The 22996-nt window shown below is 70.9% G+C and carries 16 protein-coding genes and 2 pseudogenes; 7 read left to right on the top strand and 11 right to left on the bottom strand.

All coding sequences use genetic code 11. The features are described 5' to 3' along the window. Positions 1-143 precede the first annotated feature (143 nt). On the bottom strand, positions 144-1103 hold the full coding sequence (locus ACFY9S_RS30890; RefSeq protein WP_391134742.1) for a MerR family transcriptional regulator: 960 nt from the start codon (positions 1101-1103) through the stop codon (positions 144-146). Positions 1104-1273: 170 nt separating this feature from the next. On the opposite strand from ACFY9S_RS30890, the gene ACFY9S_RS30885 reads away from it, so the two are divergent. Then, entirely contained in the window at positions 1274-2797 is a 1524-nt protein-coding gene (locus ACFY9S_RS30885; RefSeq protein ID WP_391134739.1) for an alpha/beta fold hydrolase, read from the top strand. 147 nt (positions 2798-2944) lie between these two features. On the opposite strand, the gene ACFY9S_RS30880 is transcribed toward ACFY9S_RS30885, so the two are convergent. The 3 genes from ACFY9S_RS30880 to ACFY9S_RS30870 form a co-directional block, all read right to left on the bottom strand. Then, on the bottom strand, positions 2945-4291 hold the full coding sequence (locus tag ACFY9S_RS30880) for an NlpC/P60 family protein (RefSeq protein WP_391134737.1): 1347 nt from the start codon (positions 4289-4291) through the stop codon (positions 2945-2947). A gap of 448 nt (positions 4292-4739) precedes the next feature. Then, a complete protein-coding gene (locus ACFY9S_RS30875; protein ID WP_391134734.1) occupies positions 4740-5621 on the bottom strand; it encodes a YegS/Rv2252/BmrU family lipid kinase in 882 nt (293 codons plus the stop codon). Positions 5622-5704: 83 nt separating this feature from the next. Next, the gene (locus ACFY9S_RS30870; RefSeq protein WP_391134731.1) at positions 5705-7303 is read right to left on the bottom strand and encodes an FAD-linked oxidase C-terminal domain-containing protein; all 1599 of its coding nucleotides are present in this window, start codon (positions 7301-7303) and stop codon (positions 5705-5707) included. Positions 7304-7369: 66 nt separating this feature from the next. Here ACFY9S_RS30870 and ACFY9S_RS30865 point away from each other — a divergent pair, with 66 nt between their 5' ends. Both ACFY9S_RS30865 and ACFY9S_RS30860 read left to right on the top strand, forming a co-directional pair. Continuing rightward, a complete protein-coding gene (locus ACFY9S_RS30865) occupies positions 7370-7987 on the top strand; it encodes a TetR family transcriptional regulator (RefSeq protein WP_391134728.1) in 618 nt (205 codons plus the stop codon). After that, a complete protein-coding gene (locus ACFY9S_RS30860) occupies positions 7984-9567 on the top strand; it encodes an FAD-dependent oxidoreductase (protein WP_391134725.1) in 1584 nt (527 codons plus the stop codon). Before ACFY9S_RS30865 ends, ACFY9S_RS30860 begins: the two co-directional genes overlap by 4 nt. 79 nt (positions 9568-9646) lie before the next feature. Here ACFY9S_RS30860 and ACFY9S_RS30855 read toward each other — a convergent pair whose 3' ends face one another. The 4 genes and pseudogenes from ACFY9S_RS30855 to ACFY9S_RS30840 form a co-directional block, all read right to left on the bottom strand. Then, entirely contained in the window at positions 9647-11179 is a 1533-nt protein-coding gene (locus ACFY9S_RS30855) for a fused MFS/spermidine synthase (RefSeq protein WP_391134722.1), read from the bottom strand. A gap of 139 nt (positions 11180-11318) precedes the next feature. After that, positions 11319-11753 (bottom strand): annotated as a pseudogene (locus ACFY9S_RS30850) (SAM-dependent methyltransferase); the annotation flags it as partial. Positions 11754-11792: 39 nt separating this feature from the next. After that, positions 11793-12980 (bottom strand): annotated as a pseudogene (locus ACFY9S_RS30845) (family 2 encapsulin nanocompartment cargo protein terpene cyclase); the annotation flags it as partial. Between the two features lie 100 nt (positions 12981-13080). Next, the gene (locus ACFY9S_RS30840; protein ID WP_391134719.1) at positions 13081-14496 is read right to left on the bottom strand and encodes a family 2B encapsulin nanocompartment shell protein; all 1416 of its coding nucleotides are present in this window, start codon (positions 14494-14496) and stop codon (positions 13081-13083) included. Between the two features lie 441 nt (positions 14497-14937). On the opposite strand from ACFY9S_RS30840, the gene ACFY9S_RS30835 reads away from it, so the two are divergent. Together ACFY9S_RS30835 and ACFY9S_RS30830 are read left to right on the top strand one after the other, a co-directional pair. Continuing rightward, positions 14938-15330 (top strand): hypothetical protein, encoded by a 393-nt coding sequence (locus ACFY9S_RS30835; protein ID WP_391134717.1) that lies wholly within the window; start codon positions 14938-14940, stop codon positions 15328-15330. Further along, on the top strand, positions 15327-17132 hold the full coding sequence (locus tag ACFY9S_RS30830) for a caspase family protein (RefSeq protein ID WP_391134715.1): 1806 nt from the start codon (positions 15327-15329) through the stop codon (positions 17130-17132). The genes ACFY9S_RS30835 and ACFY9S_RS30830 overlap by 4 nt, the downstream gene beginning before the upstream one ends. A gap of 197 nt (positions 17133-17329) precedes the next feature. Here ACFY9S_RS30830 and ACFY9S_RS30825 read toward each other — a convergent pair whose 3' ends face one another. Genes ACFY9S_RS30825 through ACFY9S_RS30815 form a run of 3 tightly spaced genes read right to left on the bottom strand, consistent with a single transcriptional unit; the run spans position 17330 to position 20022 of the window. After that, positions 17330-18019, bottom strand: a complete 690-nt coding sequence (locus ACFY9S_RS30825; RefSeq protein ID WP_391134712.1) for an FCD domain-containing protein — start codon at positions 18017-18019, stop codon at positions 17330-17332. A gap of 30 nt (positions 18020-18049) precedes the next feature. Continuing rightward, positions 18050-18778, bottom strand: coding sequence for an amino acid racemase (locus tag ACFY9S_RS30820; RefSeq protein WP_391134709.1), 729 nt, complete (start codon positions 18776-18778; stop codon positions 18050-18052). Next, on the bottom strand, positions 18775-20022 hold the full coding sequence (locus ACFY9S_RS30815; protein ID WP_391134706.1) for a cation:dicarboxylate symporter family transporter: 1248 nt from the start codon (positions 20020-20022) through the stop codon (positions 18775-18777). Before ACFY9S_RS30815 ends, ACFY9S_RS30820 begins: the two co-directional genes overlap by 4 nt. 238 nt (positions 20023-20260) lie before the next feature. On the opposite strand from ACFY9S_RS30815, the gene ACFY9S_RS30810 reads away from it, so the two are divergent. Further along, positions 20261-21694 (top strand): aspartate ammonia-lyase, encoded by a 1434-nt coding sequence (locus tag ACFY9S_RS30810; RefSeq protein ID WP_391134865.1) that lies wholly within the window; start codon positions 20261-20263, stop codon positions 21692-21694. A gap of 305 nt (positions 21695-21999) precedes the next feature. Next, positions 22000-22650 carry a hypothetical protein gene (locus ACFY9S_RS30805; protein WP_391134703.1) on the top strand — a complete coding sequence of 217 codons (651 nt, stop codon included), beginning with the start codon at positions 22000-22002 and terminating at the stop codon, positions 22648-22650. Positions 22651-22996 lie beyond the last annotated feature (346 nt).

Below are 22996 nucleotides of genomic sequence, written 5' to 3'. Positions count from 1 at the left end.
GACGAATCGGTGCCGGGGACGGATCGGTGTAGCGCGAGGCGACCGTGCCGGCCGTGGTCAACTCCTCCAGGTACGTGGCCCGCTGGTGCCCGGCCCCTGGTACGCGCACCCGTGCACTTCACCGACTGCGGGCCCTCCGCAACTCAACCGGCTCTGGCGTTGTGCAGCTGCAGTGCCTCACGCAGCCAGTCGTCAGCGGAGCCCGGGGTCGGCCGGGGGCGGCTGCCAGGCGGAGTCACGACGACGGCGGCGAGTTCCCAGTACTGGTTCAGGCGCGCCTCGGCCGACAGCCGGGCGGCCAGCAAGCGGCGGAACTCAGGGGTGTCGCGGCTGCGATAAGCGCTCGCGTATGCAGCGACGTAGGCGTCCAGGGCCTCACCCGGACGGGGGTCGTGTGCCCGGCGCAGGTGTGGAGCCGCGAGTTCGAATGCTTCGGCGAGGCCCGCGTACAGCAGGACGGCACCATCGGCCCCTGCTGCTCGGTGCACCTCAGGTTGGGGCTGCCGACCGTCCGGGCAGGGCGCCGTCGTCATCGCGTGCAGCCGGGCGAAGGCGAGCACCTGGGACGGGTGCGGTTCGTCGGGCGGCTGGGGGACGGCCACCTCCAGGAATGCCGCCGTTGCCGGGCGCGGCATCCGTGGCGGCAGCCAGGCGCGCCAGAATCTGGCCAGTGGTGCGGTGCTCGGCGGGGTGCTCAGCGCGCTGAGCAGCCTCAGCCGGCCGGCGCGCTGAGCGGGCGGACAGTCTCGCACCAGCTGGAGTGCCGCTTCCCGCCAACGCAGGGTCTTCAGCTCATTGCCGAGTCCGCGCAGGCGGCTGTCGAGGGCGTTCTCCATCACATGGCCGGCTGCCTCTTCGTCCTCGAGGATGCGGCGTATCTCCGGCAGGGGCAGGTCGAGGGTGCGCAGGGAGCGGATCAGCTGCAGTCGTTCCAGTGCCTGGGGGCCGTAGCGGCGGTGCCCGCCACTGCTGCGGGCCGCTTCCGGGAGCAGACCCCGGTCGGAGTAGAAGCGGACGGTCTTCACCGTGGCACCGGCGCGCTCGGCGAGTTCGCCGATGCTCCACAACAGCTCGTTCGACGTCGACAGTTGAACCTCCCTCAAGGGGAGTTCCTACGGTACCGGTGCGCTGGCGAGGCAGACACGGTGGCCCGCTGACGACGGCGTACGCGACGGCCGCGGCGCCTTGAGGCGAACCCGAAGAGCCCGACGGGTCCTACGAGCCCTACGGGTCCTATGGGTCCTACGATTCCGAAGAGTCCGGGGAGGACTTTGTGCACGTGTTCATCATGGTCGCGGGTGTGTTCACCGGGACCCACGTCTGGGAGGAGACGGCCGCGCGGCTGAGCGCGTCGGGCAGCACGGCGCACGCCGTCCCGCTGACGGGCACCGACCCGGACCGGCCCGCCAGGCCGGCGCACGTCGGTCTGGAGACGCACATCCAGGACGTGCTCGCGGCGATCGACGCGGTGGATGTGACGTCCGGGCGGGAGATCGTGCTCGTCGGTCACGACTACGGGATCCACCCGGTGCTCGGCGCCGCTGACCGGCGGGCGGAGCGCATAGCGCGCGTCGTGTACCTGGACTGCGGGATGCCGCAGAACGGTCTTCCGGCGCTGGCCGCCGTGCCGGACCAGGCGCTGCGCGCACAGCTGGCCGAACGCGCCGAGGCCGGTGAGCGCGAGGGCGTGCTGGCGCCACCGCGGCATGACGAGTGGGAGCGCTGGGGCAGCACCGCCGACGTGGGCGAGGCGGCCCTTGAGCGGTTGACGGCACTGGCAGCGCCACAGCCGCTGGGCACTCTGCTCGAGCCGCTGCGGCTGACCGGAGCGGTGGCCGCGGTTCCCGTCACCGGCGTGCTGTGCGCTCGGAACGGCGCCGGTATCGACCAGGTGCAGAGGCTCGTCGACTTCGGCGACCCCGCACTGGCCGCCCTGGCCGAACCTCAGGTCACCTTCTTCGAACTTCCCACCGGGCACTGGCCGATGCTGTCCTGCCCGGACGCGCTGGCCGACGTCCTGCTGCGGGCCGCGGCCGGTGAGGGACACCGCCTGCGGCCGGCCGGCGACGAGGCACCGGCGCCTGCCCACCTGCGCCCGTTCCCACTGGACGTCCCCGAGCTGCCCCGCGACCGCCGAGGTCATGTCGATCTGTACGTCCCCGACGGCGAGGGTCCGCGACCGGCCGTGGTCTTCGTGCACGGCGGACCCGTGCCCGCGGGAGCACGGCCGCGCCCGCGCGAGTGGCCGACGCTGGTGGCCTACGCCCGCTTGGCCGCCGCCCGGGGAATGGTCGGCGCGACGCTCGACCACCGCCTCCACGACGTCGCGGACTATGCCCGCGCCGCCGCGGACGTCGCCGCCGGGGTGGAACTGGTGCGGTCCGACGCCCGAGTGGACGCCGACCGGATCGCCCTGTGGTTCTTCTCCGGCGGCGGCCTCCTCACCACGGACTGGCTGACACGGCCCCCCGCCTGGCTGCGCTGCCTGGCCGCGTCCTACCCCGTCCTGGCGCCCCTTCCCGCCTGGGGCATGGCCGGCAGCCGCTTCCACCCCGCCAAGGCGGTCGAACAAGCCGGCCCCCTGCCCATCGTCCTTCTCCGCGCCGGGCGCGAGGCTCCCGAGATCGCCGCGACCGTCGATGCGTTCGTGAGCGCGGCGCACGACAGCGCTGCGCGACTCGAACTGGTCGAAGTCCCCAACGGCCACCACGGGTTCGAAACCCTCGACGCGCCGGAGGAGACGATCCCCGCCCTGCACCGGGCGATGCGCTCGGTGGTCACTCATCTGACCAGGTGAGCCCCCAGCCGCCGCGATCATGGTGTGAGGCCGGTCGGCGTCACCGGCCGCCTCGCCTCGTGCCCGCGCTCGTTCGCCTGCTCTCCGCCTTGCGCTGAGCAACCGGCCGCCGAGCAACGGCCGGTGAGCAACCGGCCGGTGAGGGCGTCAAGCCGGGCGGATCGCGCCCTTGATCGCCGACTGGCCGGCGAAGAACACCGACTCCTCACGGATGAGCGCTCCCGGCCCGGAAGCGTGGATCATCATGCCGTCGCCGCTCCAGATGCCGACATGGCCGAGGTCGTCGTGGAAGAAGACCAGGTCCCCGACCTGGACATCAGCGAGCGGGACCTGCACTCCCGCTCTCCACTGGCCCTGGATGGTCCGGGGAAGCGTGACACCGACTGTCCTCCACGCGGCCTGGGTGAGACCGGCGGCGTCGTACGATCCCGGCCCGACCGCGCCCCAGACGCACGGCAGACCGATCTGCGCGCGGGCGAAATCGATCACCCGTTGGGCCTGACTGCCGGGGCCGGCGAGCGGCGTCGGCCAGGCTCCACCGTAGGCACCGGGTGTGTAGGCGGTGGCGGGAGTTTCGCGTGCGCTGAGGGCATCCGGGGCGGTCGGGGAGGTGGTCACCGCCGGCTCGGCGGGAGCGGATGCGGTGGCCGGTTCCATGGGCACCGCTGGAGCATGAGCCGCCAGGGCAGACGCAGGGATGTCGGGCAGACCGGCGCCACGGGTCGTGGTGGTCGCTTCGGCGGATGGACCGGGAGCGTGGTACATGGCGAGATCCGCTGACAGAGGCGTGGCGTACGGTGCGGTCGCGCCGGTCGCCGGACCGGCACCGTACGCCTGCGGCCCGTCAGTTGGAGGACCCACCCGGTAAGCGCCCGCGTCAGGGTCCTGGACGGCGGGCAGCGCCGCGAGGGACGGTGGGCCGGACTCCGGTGCGGGCGCTGATGCGGGCTCGTACAGCGGCCACGCCGCCGCGTCGCCGCCGAGCCCCGGCTGCGCATCGGCCGGCGAGGCACTGTCGCCCCGCCGGGATTCATCTGCCGCAGCCGGTGCGGCACGCCGGCCGGAGAGATCCGGGAGGATCTCGGTGATCGCTGCCTGAGCTGATCCGCCGGTCAGCTCCAACGCGACACCGGTGGGCGCCGGGGGCGCTTCGAGAGCGCGGAGTTCCGCGGGACGTTCCGCCGGGCGCACGGGCCGCGCTGCCTGGGGTGCGCGGTCGGGCCGGGCCGGCGGGTTCCGGTCCGACTGCCACGCCGGCACGGACGGGCCCAGCTTGGCGCGGGCGACGTCGAACCACTGCCGGGCAAGGCCTCCGACCGCCGGCTCCGTGTTCTTCTCGGACCGGCCGCGAGCGACCGTGCCTCGCTGACGCGGGATCGCGGCCGCGCGGGTGGCGTTGAAGGTGCCGGTGTCGCTCTCGGCCCGGTCGTAGAGGCTGTCGATCCGCCGCCGGACCTCATCAGGGCTCGGCCCCTCGCCGTCATGCGCCAACACGGGCACCAGCCAACTGCGAGAGCCGGGCCTCGGCAGTGAGGGCCTCCGCGGCAAGGGAGTTGGCCTTGCCCGGGAAGTCGGTCACTCCGAGGCGCGAGGTTCGATCCAGCGCCATGGAAAGGGCACCCCTTCAGTCCGAGAGCGCACGGAGCCACCTGCCTATTGGTGGAAGTCGTGCATGCTGTAACCAACTTAGCCAACTTGTGAGTCTTCCGTGAAGATCGAAGTCGCAAATCGCCCGATATGCCTCTGTGACCTTCACCCCTCTCTTGCGCGACCCGGTGCGGCCCTCCGGTGCAGAGCCAGAACGCTGCGCCTCTCAGGTGCAGCCCCAGAACGCAAGGGACGACCTATTCGGCGGGTTCGGCGATCAGTGCCGTACCGATCCTGCGGATCGATTTGGACCGCCACCGCTGCACGTGGGGAATCAGCCCGCCTCAACGGCGTCTCAGCACAGGACTCGCAGGGCGCCGGGCAGCACCCTGACCGTCACCGGGAGGACGGCCTCGATCTCGCCGTCCGCGCCGTAGGGAACGTCTCTGTCGGCCTCGATGCGTATCTCCCGGCCGCGCACCACCTGCACCTGGGGGCGCTGGATGTGGGCGCCGGTGTCGAGTTCCTTCATCAGGGTGAAGAACAGCCGGCGCGGTGCGTCGCGGATCATCACGACGTCGAGCAGACCGTCGTCGAGACGGGCCTCGGGAGCGATGCGGCGCGCGGAGCCGTAGTAGCTGGAGTTCGCGGCCACCACGGTGTAGCCGCTGTACGCGTGGTCCCGGCCGTCGACGGTGATCCGGTAGCGGACGGGGCGCCAGGTGCTGATCGCGCGCAGGGCACCGGCGTAGTAGGAGGCCGAACCGCGCAGCATCCGGGAGCGGTTGGCGTGGAGGTTGGCCAGTGCGTCCACGCCTGCGTAGACGCTGCCGAGCACGACGGTGGCGGCGTGGACGGACGACGTGACCTCGATGGTGTCCACGGCGCGCGGCGTGCCTCGGAGCAGCACCCGGGCCACGCCGTCGGGGTCGCCGGGCAGGCCCAGGGCCCGGGCGAAGTCGTTGCCGCGGCCGGCCGGGACCATGCCGAACAGGGCGCCGGTGCCGCTGAGGGCTCCGCCGATGCTTCCGGTGATCCCGTCGCCGCCGACGGCGAGCACCACCCGGCCGCGTTCCCCGGCGTGCCGGGCGAGTTCGCGGGCGTGGGCGAGGCTGCGGCTGTACTCGGTCTCCAGCTCGGCGCCCGCCTCCCGGAGCAGACGGGCCACCTTGTGCAGCGCCGCGGCGCTGGTGGCTCCGCCCGCGGTGGGGTTGACGACGGCGGTGAACTGTCGCATCGATGTGCCTCCGGGCTGACGGGTGGTGCCGGGCTGACGTCTGGTCAGGGGTGGTGCGGGCTCGGGCTGAGAGCGGGGTGTGGTCAGTCGGCCGGAAGCAGCACGCCCGGGTTCAGCAGGCCGTCCGGGTCCAGCCGTCGTTTGACGGCCCGCAGCGCCGCGACACCGAGGTCTCCGGCCTCCCGCACGTACCAGTCGCGGTGGTCGGTGCCGACCGCGTGGTGGTGGGTGATCGTGCCGCCCGCGGCGAGGATCGCCTCGTTCGCGGCGTGCTTGGCGCGCGTCCAGTGCTCGACCGGGTCGGGGCCCTGGGCGGAGACGATCGTGAAGTACAGCGAGGCGCCGTTCTCGTAGACGTGCGAGATGTGACACATGACCAGCGGCGGGGTGCCGTTCTCGGTGAGCGTGGCGGTGAGCGCGTCGCGGACGGCCGCGTACAGGGCGGGCAGTCGCGACCAGTAGGCGGCGGTCTCCAGCGTCTCGGCGAACGCACCCGCTTCGAGGAGTGCGTCCCGCAGGTACGGTGCCGCATAGCGGCCGTGTGCCCAGCGCTCCCCCGGCTCGTCCCCCGCGTACTCGCCGCCGCAGTCGGTGAGTACGGCCGCCGCGGCCGCCCGACGTCGCGCGGTGTCCTGCTCGGTGCCCTCGAAGCCGACGACGGCGAGGCATCCGGCGCTGTGCTGCTCGACGGCGGAGCCGACGGCCTCGGGCTGGGCGAGACCGATCAGGGTCTCGGTCTCGTCGGACAGCCTGAGGACGGTGGGGCGGGGGCCGTCCTGGGCGAGCCGGCGCAGCGCGGCGGTGCCCTTGTCGAAGGAGGCGAAGCGCCACCCTTCGTAGCGGCGCGTCCGCGGGACCGGGCGGATGCGGACGGTCACGGAGGTGATGACGCCGAAGGCGCCCTCCGAGCCGAGCATCAGCTGCCGCAGATCGGGTCCGGCTGCCGAACGGGGTGCCCGGCCGGTGTCGAGGGTGCCCTCGGGTGTGGCGAGGGTGAGGCCCAGGACCATCTCGTCGAAGCGTCCGTAGCCCGCGGAGGCCTGCCCGCTGGAACGGGTCGCGGCGAAGCCGCCGATGGTGGCCCACTCGTAGGACTGGGGGAAGTGGCCGAGGGTGAAGCCGTGTTCGGCCAGGAGCGCCTCGGCCTCTGGTGCGCGCAGGCCGGGCTGGAGGGTGGCGGTCCGGGAGACGGGGTCGAGGTCGAGCATGCGGTTCATGTGCCGCAGGTCCAGGGCGACGAAGGGTGCCCTGCCGGAGGGGGCGAGTCCGCCGACGACGGAGGTTCCGCCGCCGAACGGGACGAGCGGGAGGCGGTGTTGGGCACAGACGCGGAGCACGGCGAGCACTTCGTCGTGGCTCAGGGGGAGAGCGACCGCCGCCGGGGCGTCGGTGGTGTCGGCGGCGCGGATGCGCAGCAGGTCCGGGGTGGACTTGCCGCGGGTGTGCCGGATGCGGCTCTCCGTGTCCGTGCGGAGGCTCTCCGCGCGATCGCCGAGTGCGGCGTGCAGCGCTTGGAGCGCGGCGCTCTCCAGGTCGGGCGTGGAGAGCGTGATCTCGTCCAGCCGGGCGGACGCCGTGGGCTGCGGCTTGACGCCGAGCCAGTCGCGCAGCAGCCCGGTGACGGTGTCGGGCAGCGGCGTCGCCCTGGCCGGGTCGCCCCAGCCGTTCCACAGCATGTCCATGCCTGTTGTCCTCACCGGTCGTCGGGGGTTGCCGCTGGAGCGGCCTCGGGCGTTACACTGTTACACATGACGCCTAATCGTCACAACAGCTTGGCCCAGCACAAGTCCTCCGACAACGACGTGGTGCTCGACGCCGTCCGGGACTGCGTCCTCGCCGTCGGTGTCCGCCGCACGACCATGACCGACGTGGCCCGCCGCGCCGGCGTCTCGCGGATGACGCTCTACCGCCGCTGGCCCGACGTCCGTTCCCTGGTCGGTGATCTCATGACGCGCGAGTGGATCGCCGTCGCGACCGGAGCCATGCCCGAGCGCCGGCCCGAGGTGGGCACGCGCCCGCCGCTGATCGACGGCCTGGTGGCGGGCGTGGAGGCCTTCCGCGCCCACCCGCTCTTCCAGAAGATCGTCGACGTGGACCCCGAACTGCTGCTGCCCTACGTGCTGGACCGCCGCGGCGCGAGCCAGGAGGCCCTGCTGGAGCTGCTCGCCGGGGCGCTGCGGGAGGGACACGCGGACGGCTCGGTGCGTGTGGCACCCGCCGAACGCCAGGCCCGGACCGTGCTGCTGGTACTGCAGTCCTTCGCCCTGTCCCTGCGCACCATGACCGACGAGGACGACCCCGAGCTCACGAGCGGGGCCTTCCTCGCCGAACTGCGCACCGTTCTGGAGAGGACCCTCACCCCATGAGCCTGACCGGCATCCCCGCCGCCGGGGCCTCCCTGTCCGCCGCGCGGCGCAGCCGCGACCTGACCGAGGCGGCCGACGGCCGCGTGGTGGACGTGCTGGTCGTCGGCCTCGGTGCGACCGGCGCCGGAGCGGCCCTCGACGCCGCCGCCCGCGGTCTCGACGTCGTCGCCGTCGACGCCCACGACCTCGCGTTCGGCACGTCACGCTGGAGCTCCAAGCTCATCCACGGCGGGTTGCGCTACCTGGCCTCGGCGCAGTTCGACGTCGCCCACGAGAGCGCGGTCGAACGCGGCGTCCTGATGGAGCGGACGGCGCCCCACCTGGTACGCGCCCAGCCGTTCGTGCTGCCCCTGACCGGACTCGTCTCACGCGGCCAGGCCGCTCTCGCCTGGGCCGGTTTCCGGGCCGGCGACGCGCTGCGGCTGTCGGCCCGCACGGCTCGCGCCACACTGCCCGCCCCGCGCCGGCTCTCTCCGGTCGAGACCCGGCACCTGGCCCCGGCGTTGCGCCCGGCGGAGCTGCGCGGCGGCCTGCTGTCCTGGGACGGAAGGCTCACCGACGACGCCCGCCTGGTGACCGCCCTCGCCCGTACCGCCGCCGCACGGGGCGCCCGCGTCCTGACCCGTGTCCGGGCCCTGGAACTCTCCGCGTCCGGGGCTCGCATACGCGACGAACTCACCGGCGCGGAGGGCGAGATACGAGCCCGTGCGGTGATCAACGCATCCGGTGTGTGGGCCGGTGACCTCGTGGAGGGCATCAGGGTCCGGCCCTCACGCGGCACCCATCTCGTCCTGCGCTCGCAGGACATCGGACCGCTCCCCGCCGGTCTGCACATCCCCGTCCCCGGCGAGACCAACCGCTTCGTCCTCGTTCTGCCCCAGGACGACGGCCGGGTCTACGTCGGACTCACCGACGAACCGCTGGACGGGCCCGTCCCGGACGTCCCCGAGGTGCCGGAGACGGACATCGGCTTCCTGCTCGATGTCCTCGGCTCCGTACTCGACGTCCCCGTCCGTCGCAGCGACGTCGTCGGCGCGTTCGCCGGGTTGCGCCCCCTGTTGGACACCACACCCGCCGAACAGCCGGGCGCCGCCTCGCGCACGGCCGACATCTCCCGCCGGCACGCGGTACTGACCTCACCGGACGGCGTGGTCAGTGTGGTCGGTGGCAAGCTCACCACCTATCGCCGGATGGCCGAGGACGCCGTGAACGCCGTGGTCGGCGCACGCGGCCTGGCCGCCGGCCCCTCCCCCACCGCCACGCTCCCGCTGGTGGGCGCCGCGGCCCCCCGGATGCTCGCCGCGCTGCGCGCGCCCCGCCGCCTCGTCCGGCGCTACGGCACCGAGGCGCCGGCGGTACACGCCCTGGCTGAGCAGGATCCGCGGCTGGGCGACCCTGTCGTGCCCGGCCATGCCGTCACCGGCGCCGAACTGCTGTGGGCGCTGCGGCACGAGGGCGCCCTGGACGAAGCCGACCTGCTCGACCGTCGCACGCGCATCGGACTGGTCCCGGCGGACCGGGCCGAGGCGCTGAACGCCGCGCGCGGGCTGGTCGGCGAAACCCTCGGCACGGGCAGCTGAGAGCGTCGCGCGCGCCCGGGGCTGCTCGGATGGGCCGCTGAACCCGGTGAAGACGCCGGGGTTCCGGTCTCGCCCGCCCCTACTGGCCGCTCTGCGGACTGTAGGGCTGCAGGAGCTGGTCCACGGGGGCGTGATCGTCGGTGAGGAGCCGGGCAGCGCCGGTCCAGGAGCTGAGCTCCTCGCCGGTGGCGATCTTCCAGCCGGTGTGCCGGGCGTCGAGCGCTCGTTGGACCGCCTGGAGGTCGACCGGCCGGTCGGAGGCGAGCACCACCAGATTTCCGCCCTCGGATGCGGCGGCCGGGCCCAGACCGATGTCCGCGGGTTCGCCGAGAAGCGCGACGTGCGCGAAGGTCTCGCCGAGCGTGGCCACTTCGGCGCGCGCGAAGTCCATGCCACCGTGATCGATGAGGTTGGCCACATACAGGCCGTCGTCGTTGAGCACCCGCCGGACATCGGTCATCGCTTCCACGGTGGTGAGGTGCCACGGCACGCTGACGCCACCGAAGGCGTCCCCGACGACGAGATCACGACTGTCGGTGTCGAGTCGCCGCAGGCCGAGCCTGCCGTCCTCCACGCGTACGTCGATACCGGCTTGTGACGGCAGACCGAGCCGGTCGTGGTTGACGCGCACGACCCCGCCGTCGATCTCGGAGACGAGGCTTCGTGTTCCGGGCCGCGTAGCGGCGAGGTAGCGGGGAAGGGTGAGTCCGCCACCGCCCAGGTGGTGGGCGACAAGTGGCTCATCCTGCGGGAAGCCGGCGTCGACCACAGACGCGACGGCGCGCACGTACTCGAACTTCAGATGGGTCGGGTCGTCGATGTCGACGTAGGAGTGCCGCAGGCCGTCCAGAAGGAGCGTGCGACCGTCGCCCCCGCCGGGGTCCGCGACGACCCGTGCGCAGTGGTACTTGGTCTCCACGTCGCAGCCGCCGGGCGCGACCGTGGCGGCGAGGCCGCCGGCCGCGACGACGAGTGCCAGGGCAGGGGCGCCGGTCCACCCGCGCGTTCGCCACTCGGCCCACGCCGAGCCGACCACCAGCAGTGCTCCGAGGCCGAGCAGTATGCCGCTGACCGGCAACCTCGATACGAGGACGAAGCCGGTGAGCACGGTGCCGACGATGGCGCCTACCGTTCCGATGCCCGACAGCCGGCCGACCACCGTACCGGTCTCCGCCAGGCTGGTGAGGCGCAACTTCGTCACGAACGGCGTCACCGCGGAGAGCAGCGCACCCGGCACCAGGATGGTCAGCGCCGCGATGACCAGGAGCACCGCCGGTGCCCACTCCGCAGTGCTCCGCAGCACGGCAGGGGTGAGCGCCACCACCGCGCCGGACACCCCCAGCGAAGGGCCGATGAGGCGACGCGGATCGACCTGGTCGGCGATGTGCCCGCCCAGCCAGGAGCCGAAGGCGATGGCCGTGAGCGCGATGCCGATCACCATGGTGCTGGTCTCGAGGGTCAGGCCGAGGTAGGGAGCCAGCAGTCGCAGGGCGACGATCTCGACCACCAGAACCGCCGCCGAGGATCCGAACACCAGTATCGCGGCGGCACGGGGGCCCAGACCGTGATGGGGCGTGCTCTCGACGACGGGCGACGTAGACGATCCGGTCACGGGCGACATTCTCGCACGGGCCTCATCGACCGAACGGCACCGTCCGAATCCTCATCCTCGCGGTGGGGGTGGAGGGCGTTCGGCATCCAACTCGCGGAGCCGGGGCCCACGGTGACGGCCCCGGCTCCGCGAGGCCGGGTCACACGCGGTCGGCCGCGATCAGGACGTACTGGAAGGAGCCGTCCCGATAGGACTCGATGAACGCCTTCTCGATGCCGGTGACCAGGGAGGACGTGGCCCGCAACTCCCAGTAGGGCAGGGTGTCCGGGGTGAGGTCGACGATGGTCTGCGGCACGAGCCGGTTGTCGGCCATGGCGCGCAGGTACTCACGGCGGGAGTGGATGTTGCACTCGAAGTGGGCGTTGATCTGGGAGACCCACTTCGACGGCTGGCCGTAGCGGGGGTTCCAGCAGCCGGTGATCGTCACGTACCGGCCGCCCACCCGCAGGAAGCGGGAGTGCTCGGCGAACAGGTCGTCGAGGTCGACGTACATGCTCGACTCGTTGTTCCAGGAGGCGGCGATGCTGCCCTTCTCGAAGGGCGTGTCGAGCATGTTGCACACGCGGGAGTGGAGGCGCGGCGGCTCCATGGTCATGGCCCACCGCCGCTACGGCTGGAGTTCGTTGTGGACCTCGACGGCCTTGAGATAGGCGTCGCGCTCGGAGAGTTGCTCGCGTTCCGCGATCACCACCGGCAGGTTCAGGTGGCGGCCTGGGCTGTCGAGTTCCTTGGTGTACGAGTAGAGGTCGTTGACGATGGTGGTCGCGTTGCCGGCGAGGGCGATGACCCGTTGCATGTCCGGCCGGGCGTGCAGATCCGCGGGCAGTTCGTAGCCGCCGACGGTGTCGGTGATCGTGGGGCAGGGGCGGAAGTTGTTGAACTGGCGCATCGCCAGGTACTCCCACACCTCCGGGACGTGACCGGTCTGGGCCCAGGAGGTGTCGGCGAGGTAGCCCATGTGCAGCCGGGCCATGTCGTGCCGGTAGCGGTCGGACTGGGAGGGCGTGGCCGCGCGGACGAAGTAGTCCATCGCGCTGCGGTACGCCCGGCGCGGGGCGTCCGAGCCGAGCGACTCCTGCCACGCCGGCGCGTATTCCGCGGTCGTGTGGAAGTGGTCGATGGCCGTGTGCGCGAGGAGGAGGCGCCCGCCCAGACCGACGGGTGATCCGCCGTGGTCCTCGCAGTAGCAGTCGTCCACCGCGTTCTCCGCGACCATCAGCCGTGTGGCGAGCATCAGGTGATCGACCGTCGGGGCGTCGGGATGGCAGGCGACCATGTAGCGGCCGACGGAGAATCCGTCGAACTGCCCCTCCCATTCCTCGGGGTAGAGCTGGACCTCGTCCTCGGCCCAGCGCTTGATCCGGCGGCTCACCTCCTCGACGCGGACGGGGTCGGGTTCCGGGACGGGGTGGTAGTAGAGGCCCGGGACGGCTCGCCCCTCGGCGGGCGGGGCGGGGACCGGGGGTTCCGGATCCGGGAGCGGGGGTTGGTACCTCTCGGCCGAGGAGAGCGAAGTCGTGCCCGGTCCGGTGGGTCGGCGCAGGATCCGCCGGATCGCGGAGCCGACATCGACATCGGCCTCGGCCTCGGCCTCGGCAGGCGTGTCCCGTACGGGGGCGGCCGTCGGGGTCGGTGACCGGTCGGGGAGCGTGACCGGCGGATGCAGTGCGGCGAGAAAGTGCCGGGCGGTCGGCGAGACCGCAAGACCCGGGGCCACCGGCGCGGGGGCGTCCGGCACTGCTGTGGGCGGCGTCGGCCGCTGTTCCGGCGGGGGTGATCCGAGGGTCCCGGAGTCGGGCATCGGCGGCTCCTTGCTGCGGTGGGGTGGGCGCTCCGTCATGCGGTGGGATGGGCGCTCCGTCATGCAGGGTGTCAGGGGTGGACCTGCCGCGGATCAGGGTTCAGCGCGGCCGGGGGGCGATCTGCACGTTCTCCATCACGCCGAGGGCGTCGGGGAGGAGCACCGCGGCGGAGTAGTAGGTGCTGACCAGGTACGAGTTGATCGCCTGTTCGTTGATGCCCATGAACCGCACCGAGAGTCCCGGTTCGTACTCGTCCGGCAGTCCGGTCTGCCGCAGGCCGATGACGCCCTGGTTCTCCTCGCCGGTGCGCATCGCGATGATGGAGCTGGTCTGCTCCTTGCTGATCGGGATCTTGTTGCACGGGAGGATGGGGACCCCGCGCCAGGCGGGCACGGACTGGCCGCCGAGGTCGACGTGGTCGGGATAGAGACCGCAGGCGTTGAAGCCCCGTCCGATGGCGGCGATGGTCCTGGGGTGGGCGAGGAACAGTTTGGTGCCACGCCTGCGGCAGAGCAGGTCGTCCATGTCGTCCGGTGTGGGCGGGCCGGAACGGGGCTGGATGCGCTGCTTGAAGTCGGCGTTGTGCAGCAGCCCGAACTCGCGGTTGTTGATGAGTTCGTGTTCCTGACGCTCCCGCAAGGCCTCGACGGTGAGCCGGAGCTGCTCCTCGCTCTGGTTCATCGGGCCGTTGTAGAGGTCGGCGACCCGGGTGTGGATCCTCAGGACGGTCTGTGCGACGGAGAGTTCGTACTCGCGCGGCCGCTCTTCGTAGTCGACGAAGGTGCCTGGCAGCTCGGCCTCGCCGACGTGGCCGGCCGACAGGGAGATCTCGGCCTCGCCGTGCTTGTTCTGCCGCAGCCGTGAGCGGGAACCGAACGCCTCGATGTGAGCCTGGAGGGCGGGCGCCGAGGCCTGGACGGCGGCGAAGTCGGCGCGGGAGAGGGTGAGGAGGGTGCCGGAGGTCTCGGCGGTGACCGTGCTGTCGTGGCGGGCGTCGGAGTCCAGCAGGGCGTTCTCACCGAAGTGGTCGCCGTCCGCGAGGACCGCGATGGCGATCTCTCCGCCGTACTTGCCCGCGGAGGTCTGGCTGACCCGGCCGTGGGCGATCAGGTGGATCCGGTCTGCGGGACTGCCACGCTCGACGAGGACGTCGCCCGCCGCGAAGTCGCGCTGCGTGCAGCGGCCGGCGAGAGCGGTGAGGACGTCGGCGTCCTCGAATCCGCGCAGCAGGGCCAGTTCACCGAGTTCCCGGGGGATCACCCGGACCGTCGCGCCCTCCTGGACGAACTCGATTCGCCCGTCGCCGAGGGTATGGCGCAGCCGCCGGTTGACCCGGTAGGCGCCTCCCTCGGCCTCGACCCAGGGCAGCATCCGCAGCAGCCAGCGGGAGGTGATCTCCTGCATCTGCGGAGCGGACTTGGTGGTGCTGGCGAGGTTGCGGGCGGCGGCGGTACTCAGGGACTGCTGTGCCGCGTCGGTTGCGGTCTGGGTGTGCGGGATGCTGTCGACGGTCATCGGGAGGGCGTCTCTCCTTGCACGACGGGGCGTCCGGCGCACACGGGTACGCCGACCGGGAGACAGGGAGGAGTGGGCAACGAGCGGGAAGGATCACGGGGATCCCTCCACCTGCAGAAAGTTAGCCGCTGGGTAGGCCGCATCCACCAGGGAGACGAGATGCTTACCTCGAAGCAGTGACAATCAGTTGGATGCGGTTTATCGGTCCGTTGCGTGGCATCGCCCCCTCTTCGGCGCGCCGCGTCACCGGACCAACCCGGCCGACGGTGAGCCATTCCAAGGTGAAGGCGGAACCGTATGGTTGAACCGTGAAACTCATTCCCCTGGGGGCGACTTGCCGCCCGGCCCTGAGCAGCGGAAACTGTAGATGATGACGTAGAGCCCACCGATTCCGTCGACCTCTGCGCCGCCCCGAAGAGCACGAACAAAGGGGCTGACACGGTGGAGAACGAACTGCACATCCTCCTCACGGAAGAGGACGCGGAAGCAGAACGCGTAGCTGAACTGACCGGCTACCTGCGTGAGGAACTGCTCGATCTCGACGTGGACGATGTCTCAGCGCTCCCCGGCGAGGAGGTCCCTGCCGGAGCCCGGGCCGTGGACGTCACTCAGATCGGTGCCCTGCTGGTGACTCTGGGCAGCTCGGCAACCGCCCTGAACCAGGTGATGACCGTCATCCGGTCGTGGATGGGCCGTCGTCATGACACACACCCCTCCTTGCACCTGCGAATGGGCGACGACGTACTGGAGGTGTCCGAGGCGACCGACGACCAGGTCGCGGAGGCGTTCAAGATCTTCGTCCAGCGCCACTCCCCGGCCGGAGCCGAGCCATGACGGATGCCAGACACGCGCTGATCATCGCCAACGACCGGTACACCGACCAGGGGCTCAAGAAGCTCAAGGCGCCGGCCCAGGACGCCGCGGCCCTCGAGAAGGTGCTGCACGACCCGCAGATCGGCGCCTTCGAGGTGGAGGTCGTGCACAACGCGTCGGCCGACCACATGCGCAGGCGGATCCAGCGCTTCTTCAACGACCGCCGTCGCGCCGACACGCTCCTGCTGCACTTCTCCTGCCACGGCCTCAAGAGCGAGTCCGGCGAGCTGTACTTCGCCGCGAGCGACACCGAGCCCCCGCTGCTGGCCGCCACTGCGGTCCCTTCCCAGTTCGTCCGCAGCTGCATGTCCGTCACGCGGGCGGGCCGCACCGTCCTGTTCCTCGACTGCTGCTACGGCGGGGCCTTCTCCCGCGGCTCGTCCTCGGTGCGCGCATCGGGAGACGTCAACGTCCTCGAGTCCTTCGCGAAGGACGAGCCGGTCAGCGGGCGGGGCTGGGCCGTCATCACCGCGTCCGACTCCATGGAGTACGCCTTCGAGGGTGACGAACTCGCCGACGACTCCTCCGGTCCGCGGCCTTCGGTGTTCACCCACGCGGTGGTCGAGGGCCTGGAGACCGGCGAGGCCGACCTCGACGCGGACGGCAAGGTCTCCCTCGACGACCTGTACGAGTATGTCTACAGACAGGTGCGGGAGCAGAACCCCCATCAGACGCCGAAGAAGGCGGCGGAGCTGCATGGGGAGCTGCACCTGGCACACAGCCGGCGCGGCCGCATCAAGATCGTTGCCATTCCCTCGCCGCCGCCCCTTCAGACTGCTCTGAACAGCGACGACGTCCTCACCCGGCAAGGCGCCGTGCTGGAGTTGCAGAAACGACTGCAGCACACGAAGCTCCCCCTGGCGGAAGGGGCGCGCCAGCATCTGGAGGAGGTCGCGGGCAACGACATCCAGCAGATCGCCGTCATGGCGTCCGACGCCTTGGGCATGATCCGGTTGGCACCGTCCCCGGACCACCTGGACTTCGGCGTGGTGCAGAAGGGTTCCGCTCCTCGCAAGCAGGCCGTGACCATGCACGGCCCGCCGCTGGCCCGGCACTGCGTGGCCCAGCCCAAGCAGTCGTGGCTTCGGGTCGACCCCACCGGCACCGGTCTGGAGGTCCACGTCGACACGGCCGCCGAGGGGCGCCTGTCGGGTGACATCGTGCTGAAGGGTGTGGCCGACGAGACGGTGATCCATGTCGAGGCGGAGGTGACCTCGGCACACGGGCCCGGTCCCACCGAGCCTGAAGCGGGCGCCGCGAAGGACTCCGCAACGCCGCCACATGGAACGGACGGCAAGCGGGAGACGGTGGTCATCGAGCCCCGGCGTATCCCGGCCCGTCCCAAGACACCGCCCGGGACCACTCCACAGGCCAACCGAACGGACAGACGCGCTCCCGCCCTGGCCGGTGCGGCTCTCGCCCTGGCCGTCGCAGCCATCGGCACACTCGTACTGGCCATGCAGAGGGCGGTGGCGGCCCTCATGGAACGGGGCGAGGCGGGGCTGTACGGCAACGTCGAGGACGATATCCGCGAGCAGGGAGCGCTCACGCCTCTCATCGTGTGCCTGATCACCGGTGTGGTGACGCTGTTCGTCGGCATGGCAGCCCGGCACGATCTGGGGGCACGGCAGGAGCAGTACACGAGGCAGGCGGCGAGCATTACGCACACGCTGACCTCGATCGCGAAAGGGCTGGCGATCCCTGCGCTGGTCCTGGCCGTCCTCGCGGGCATCGCCTACCTGGTGGGCAGCCCCCATTGGTGACTCCCTCAGCCGGGCCGTCCGACCTCACCGGGAGGTGGTCCCGGCAGCGCTGTGGGGCGCCGACCGGGCGCGAGCCCGTCCCGACGTCGGAGGTCGCCGCCCGCCTCGGCTCCAGCGAACCGCAGGTCACCTGTGTTCTGTGGACCTGCGCGAGGCGGGCCTGGTGCGCTCGACCGGGACGGGCGCTCGAAGGCGGGTCAGCCGGCGGCCGGCGGCTCGGCGAACTGGTTGGTGTCGAAGAGCCGGTTGATGTGCCCGCCGAGCTCGGACCAGTGCTGTCCGGAGAGTTCGGCCGCGGCGCGGGCATCCCCGGCGGTACAGACATCGATGAGTCGGTCGTGGTGTTCGATGGTGTTGCGGCCACCTAGGAGAGTGGAGAACTTGCGGTGGAGAATGCGGTGGATCTGCGGGTGCAGCTGCTCGACGATCCGGCTGAGCACGGGGTTGTCTGCGGCAGCGATGGGGACCGCGTGGTAGCGGTCGTCCGCGGCCAGGGCAGCCGCGGTGTCATTGGCGGCCACGGCCCGTTCGAAGTCGCGGTTGGCCTGGCGCATGTGCCGCAGGTCCATCTCGGTCATGACCGGCACGGCCGTTTCGATGGCCAGCTGGTCCAGAGCGCGCAGCACGGAGAGGGTCTTCTCGACGTCATGGCGGTTGAGGGTGGTGATGCGGGTGTACACGCCGGGCTTGGCCTCCACCAAGCCGATGTCGACGAGCCGGGCGAGCGCCTCGCGCACCGGGGTGCGGCTGAGACCGAGGCGCTCGGCGAGTTCGCTGTCCTTGACCTTCTCCCCGGGCACGAGTTCCCCGCGCACGATGGAGTCGCGCAAGCGGTCGAAGACCTCGTCGCTGAGGAGGCGGCGGGATACGGGACGGTCAAGTGACATATTGCGTACAGTACATCGCCCGGCGCTCGTCTACCGGGTCGTGTGAGCGGCTCCGGCACGGCGGACCAGGGCTTGGGCCAGTATGAGCGCCGGGTCGACGAGGGGGACGTCCACAGCGTCGGCGCGCAGGCCCAGCGGAATCTCGGTGCAGCCCGCGATGACCGCCTGGGCCCCTCGTGCGGTCAGGCGCTGCGCGGCGCGGGCCAGCAGTGCGGCCGTCCTGTCATCGTGCGTACCTGCCTTCACCGCGTGGACCGCGGTCGTGACCTCCTGGTCCTGACTTGCGGCGCCGGGCAGCAGGAGGCGGATGCCGGAGCGGTCCAGCCACTCCTGGTAGAGCCCCGCGCGTACGGTGCCGGCCGTGGCCAGCAGACCGACGGTGTGGATCCGCGGGCTCAGCGTGGTCAGGTGCCGGGCGACTTCGCCGATCATGTGGACGATGGGCAGGCCGACGTGGCCGGCGATATGGGGAACGAAGGCATGTGCCGTGTTGCAGGGGATGGCGATGACCGTGGCGCCTGCCTCGCGCAGCACCCGGCCACCGTCGAGCAGCCACGGCGTGGGATCGGGGCCGTCGCCGAGGAGAGCCTCGGAGCGGTCGGGAATGGTGGGGTCGGACCAGATGACCGTCCTGAGGTGGTCCTGGTCGCTGGTGCCGGGGGTGATCGAGACGAGTTTGGCGTAGAAGTCGGCGGTGGCCGCCGGGCCCATGCCGCCCAGGATGCCGATGACCTCGCTCGTACGGGCGGGCACGCTCACTGGACGGTCTCCTTCTGGAGGTCGGTTGCCTCCGCGCCGACCCGCGCGTGGGAGGTGTCGCTGCCGCGCTTGGCTTCGCGTCGTTTCTCGGAACTGTCGACGACCGCGGCGGCGAGGGAGTTGCCGATGACGTTCACGCCGGTGCGGGCCATGTCGACGATGAAGTCGACTCCCAGGAGCAGGGCGACGCCCTCGGCGGGCAGTCCGACGCTGTTGCCCGCCGCTATGAGGACGACGATGGAGGCGGACGCCACACCGGCCATGCCCTTGGAGAGGATCACCAGCACGCCCACCATCAGGAGAAGGGCGGGCAACGAGGTGTCGGCGCCGTAGGCGTTGGCGAGGAACACCAGCGCGGCCGCCTGGTAGAGGACCGAGCCGTCGGTGTTGAAGGAGTAGCCGAGGGGGACGACGAACGAGGTCGTCGACCGGCTGAGCCCGAAGGCCTCCAGCCTGCTCATCAGCGGGGCCAGGACGGACTCGGAGCTACGGGTGACGAAGGCGATGCCCGCCAGGTTGGCGATCGACTTCAGCAGCGCGACGTAGCGGATGCGGTAGAACGCGGCGATGAGCGGGAAGAGCCCGCCGACCACGATGGCCAGGCCCGCGTAGACCACCGCGACGAAGCCCGCGAGGCTGCGCAGGTTGCCGAAGCCGTAGTGGGCGACGTCGTAGGAGATGAAGCCGAGCACGCCCAGCGGGGCGACGCGGATGACGTAGCCGACCACCTTGAACATCACCGTCGAGACCGACTCCAGGACGTCGGCGAAGGGCTTGGACTTCTCCCCGATCGCGGCCATGGCCACGCCGACCAGCAGGGCGAACGTGATGGCGCCGAGCAGGTTGCCCTCCCCGAACGCGGCGAAGATGTTCTTCGGCACGGCGTGCAGGATCAGTTCGTGGAAGTCGATGCCCTGGCTCATGCCCTCCAGGTCCTTGGCGTCGGCCCCCACGACGGGTGCGTTCTTGCCGATGCCGATGAACTTGGCGAGGCCCACCGCGATCAGCAGGATCACGGTGGTGACGAGCTCGAAGTAGAGGATCGCCTTGCCGGCGATCCGGCCGACCTTCTTGACCGACTCCATGCGGGCGATGCCCAGCACGATGAGTGGGAAGACCAGGGGCAGGACGACCACCTGGACCAGGTTGAGGAAGACGTCGCCGAGGAGCTTCATCTGCTCGCCGGTGGCGGGCGCGAAGGTGCCGAGGGTGGCTCCGAGTCCTACGGCGATGATCGACTGCACGCCGATCGGCATCCTCAGGCATCGCCGCAGCAGTCCCGCGGGTTTCGTTTTGCTGGTGTCCGTGCTGGTGTCCGCGCTGGTGGCGGGCGTGTTCGGGGTGTTCATGGAAGCCTCCCACTTCTCCAATATATTGCGCTCTGCGTATTGGGCGGTAAGACTGGGCTCCAGAGCGGTGGCCTGTCAAGGGGGTCTCGCACCGGCCTCGCCGACGGAACCCGGCACGAACGAGGAGACGCGGATGGCGCACGACACACGGGTGGAACACGACCTCGTGGGAGACATGGAGGTCCCTGCCGACGCCTACTACGGCGTGCACACGGTGCGAGCGGTGCACAACTTCGCGATCACCGGGTCGACCATCGCCCGGTTCCCCGACCTGATCGCATCACTGGCAGCGGTCAAGCAAGCGGCCGCACAGGCCAATCGGGACCTGGGGCTGCTTCCACCGGACATCGCCGAAGCGATCATCAGCGCATGCGAGGAGATCCGCTCCGGGCAGTTGCACGAGCAGTTCGTCGTCGACCCTCTCCAGGGCGGGGCCGGCACCTCCACGAACATGAACGCCAACGAAGTCATCGCGAACCGGGCCCTGGAAATCCTTGGCCATCCGCGCGGCCACTACTACGTGATCCATCCCCTTGACGACGTCAACCTCGGCCAGAGCACCAACGACGTCTACCCCACCGCCATTCGCCTGGCCATGGTCGGCTCGCTGCGCAAGCTGGGCGACTCGATGAAGGCACTGTCCGATGCGTTCGGCGTGAAGGCGGAGGAGTTCGGCGACATCCTCAAGGTGGGGCGAACCCAGCTCCAGGACGCTGTTCCCATGACACTCGGCCAGGAGTTCACGACCTATGCCGTCATGATCGAGGAAGATCGTCAACGCCTCACGGAGGCAGCCGCCCTGCTGCTCGAGTCCAACCTCGGCGGGACCGCGATCGGCACCGGCATCAACGGACACCCCCGCTATGCCGAACTCGCCTGTTCGTACCTCGCCGGCATGAGCGGTGAACCCGTCCGGCCCGCGGGCGACTTCATCGAAGCCACCCAGGACTGCGGCGCCTTCGTCCAGCTGTCCGGCGTCCTCAAGCGCGTCGCGGTGAAGATCTCCAAGACGTGCAACGACCTGCGCCTGATGTCCTCCGGCCCCACGGCCGGCTTGGGTGAGATCAACCTGCCGCCGGTGCAGGCCGGTTCCTCGATCATGCCCGGCAAGGTCAACCCGGTGATCCCGGAGGTGGTGAACCAGGTCGCCTTCGAGGTCATCGGCAACGACTTGACAGTGACGATGGCCGCCGAGGCGGGCCAGCTACAGCTCAACGCCTTCGAGCCCGTCATCGCCTACAGTCTGCTGCGCTCCCTGGCCCACCTGCGCGCAGCCTGTGACACCCTCGCGACCCGTTGCGTGCCCGGTATCACGGCCAATCGCGAGCACCTCCACGACACGGTTCACCGTTCCATCGGCCTGGTGACCGCGCTCGCTCCACACATCGGCTACGCCGCCTCCACGGCCCTTGCCCGTCGAGCTCTTGCCACAGGCCGCACCATCAAGGACCTCGCCGCGGAAGCCGGCCTGCTCACCGCTGACGAACTGGACGCGATCCTGCGCCCCGAAGCCCTCACCAGGCCCTTCCCGCAGCCCGTGGTGGCAGCCGCTCCACTCGCGACATAGCAACGCTCCCGGCCCTGTCTGGCGGGCCACGGGCGCCGTGCAGGCGTTCGGCCCGCACCAGCCAGGCAGGGTCCTACAGCAACTCGCGCCTGTGCTCTGTGCGTTGACTCCGAAGGTCGCAGTCACGAGGGCTGCGCCGGCAAAGAGGACACCACACAGCGGGAACAACTGGCCTCTCATGTCCGTACCATCTCTCACCAAGGCAGCTCGCGGGACGCGCAACTCCCCCGCCGGGCCGCCGAAGCCCCGCCCCAGGACAGGCATCACCGGCAGCATGCCGGTGACGCCGAGGAAAGGTCAGCGCCATGCCCGAGACAACGACTCCCGCAACCGAACTGGCATCGCAGTACATCGCACAGGTGACCGGAGATCTCGAAGCCAACCTCAAGGAGCAAGAACGTATCGGTGCGGAAATCACCACCTTGCAGGAGCAGCTCGCCGCTCTTCAGCACGACCACGGCGTGCTGGTGAGCATGCAGCAGGCACTCGGCCTCACCACACCGTCGAACGGGTCCGCAGCCGAGCCCGAGAGTGCCGTGCTGCCTTCCCCGCGCCGGAAGAAGGCCGGTCCGGCGGCCGGCGAGAAGCAGAAGACACGTAAGGCCACTGCCACGCCGGCGAAGAAGGCAGCCAGGAAGCCTGCGGCAAAGAAGCCCGAGGGTAAGACGGCGGACAGCGCCAAGGCGCCGGAGCCCACCCTGGTCGAGCTCATCCGCCGCCATCTCATCGAGCAGAAGGAACCGCGCTCCGCGGCGGAGATCTCCACCGCGCTCGCCGAAGCCCACCCCCACCGCGGCATCGCCGCCAAGGTCGTGCGCATCACGCTCGAAGGACTCGTGGCCAAGAGCCAGGCCGAGCGCTCCAAGCAGGGCAGGTCCGTCTTCTACACCGCCCCCGCCTCGGAGTCGGCGGCTGCGCCCGAGACCGAGGCGCAGCCCAAGGGCACGGACAACTGACAGTGCGTCCGGCCCTCGACCGCGCCGCGGCGGCCTCGGCGCCTCAGGCCAGGGCCTGCGCGACATAGAGGATGCCCAGGCCTGCAGCCAGGCCGCCGAGGACGGGGCGCAGGCACCTCTCCGGCAGGCGGCTGCAGGCGGGCGCCGACGTGGCCGCCGACCGGCCCGTCCGGTCCGCAGGCGGGCCCGAGCCACCGGTCGGGTGCGACGTCACCGATCCTGACCGAAGACAGCAGCGCCGGGCGACGGTGCGCCCGGCGTCGGGCAGTGCGCCCAACTACCTGATCGGCGCCGGCCGCCGTCTTGACAACCTCCGAACCCACGGGAAAGGCTGTTGCACATAGAG

The sequence above is a fragment of the Streptomyces sp. NPDC012474 genome (genome assembly GCF_042955185.1).
Taxonomy (GTDB): Bacteria; Actinomycetota; Actinomycetes; order Streptomycetales; family Streptomycetaceae; genus Streptomyces; species Streptomyces cahuitamycinicus.
This window is presented reverse-complemented; position numbering and strand designations above follow the sequence as displayed.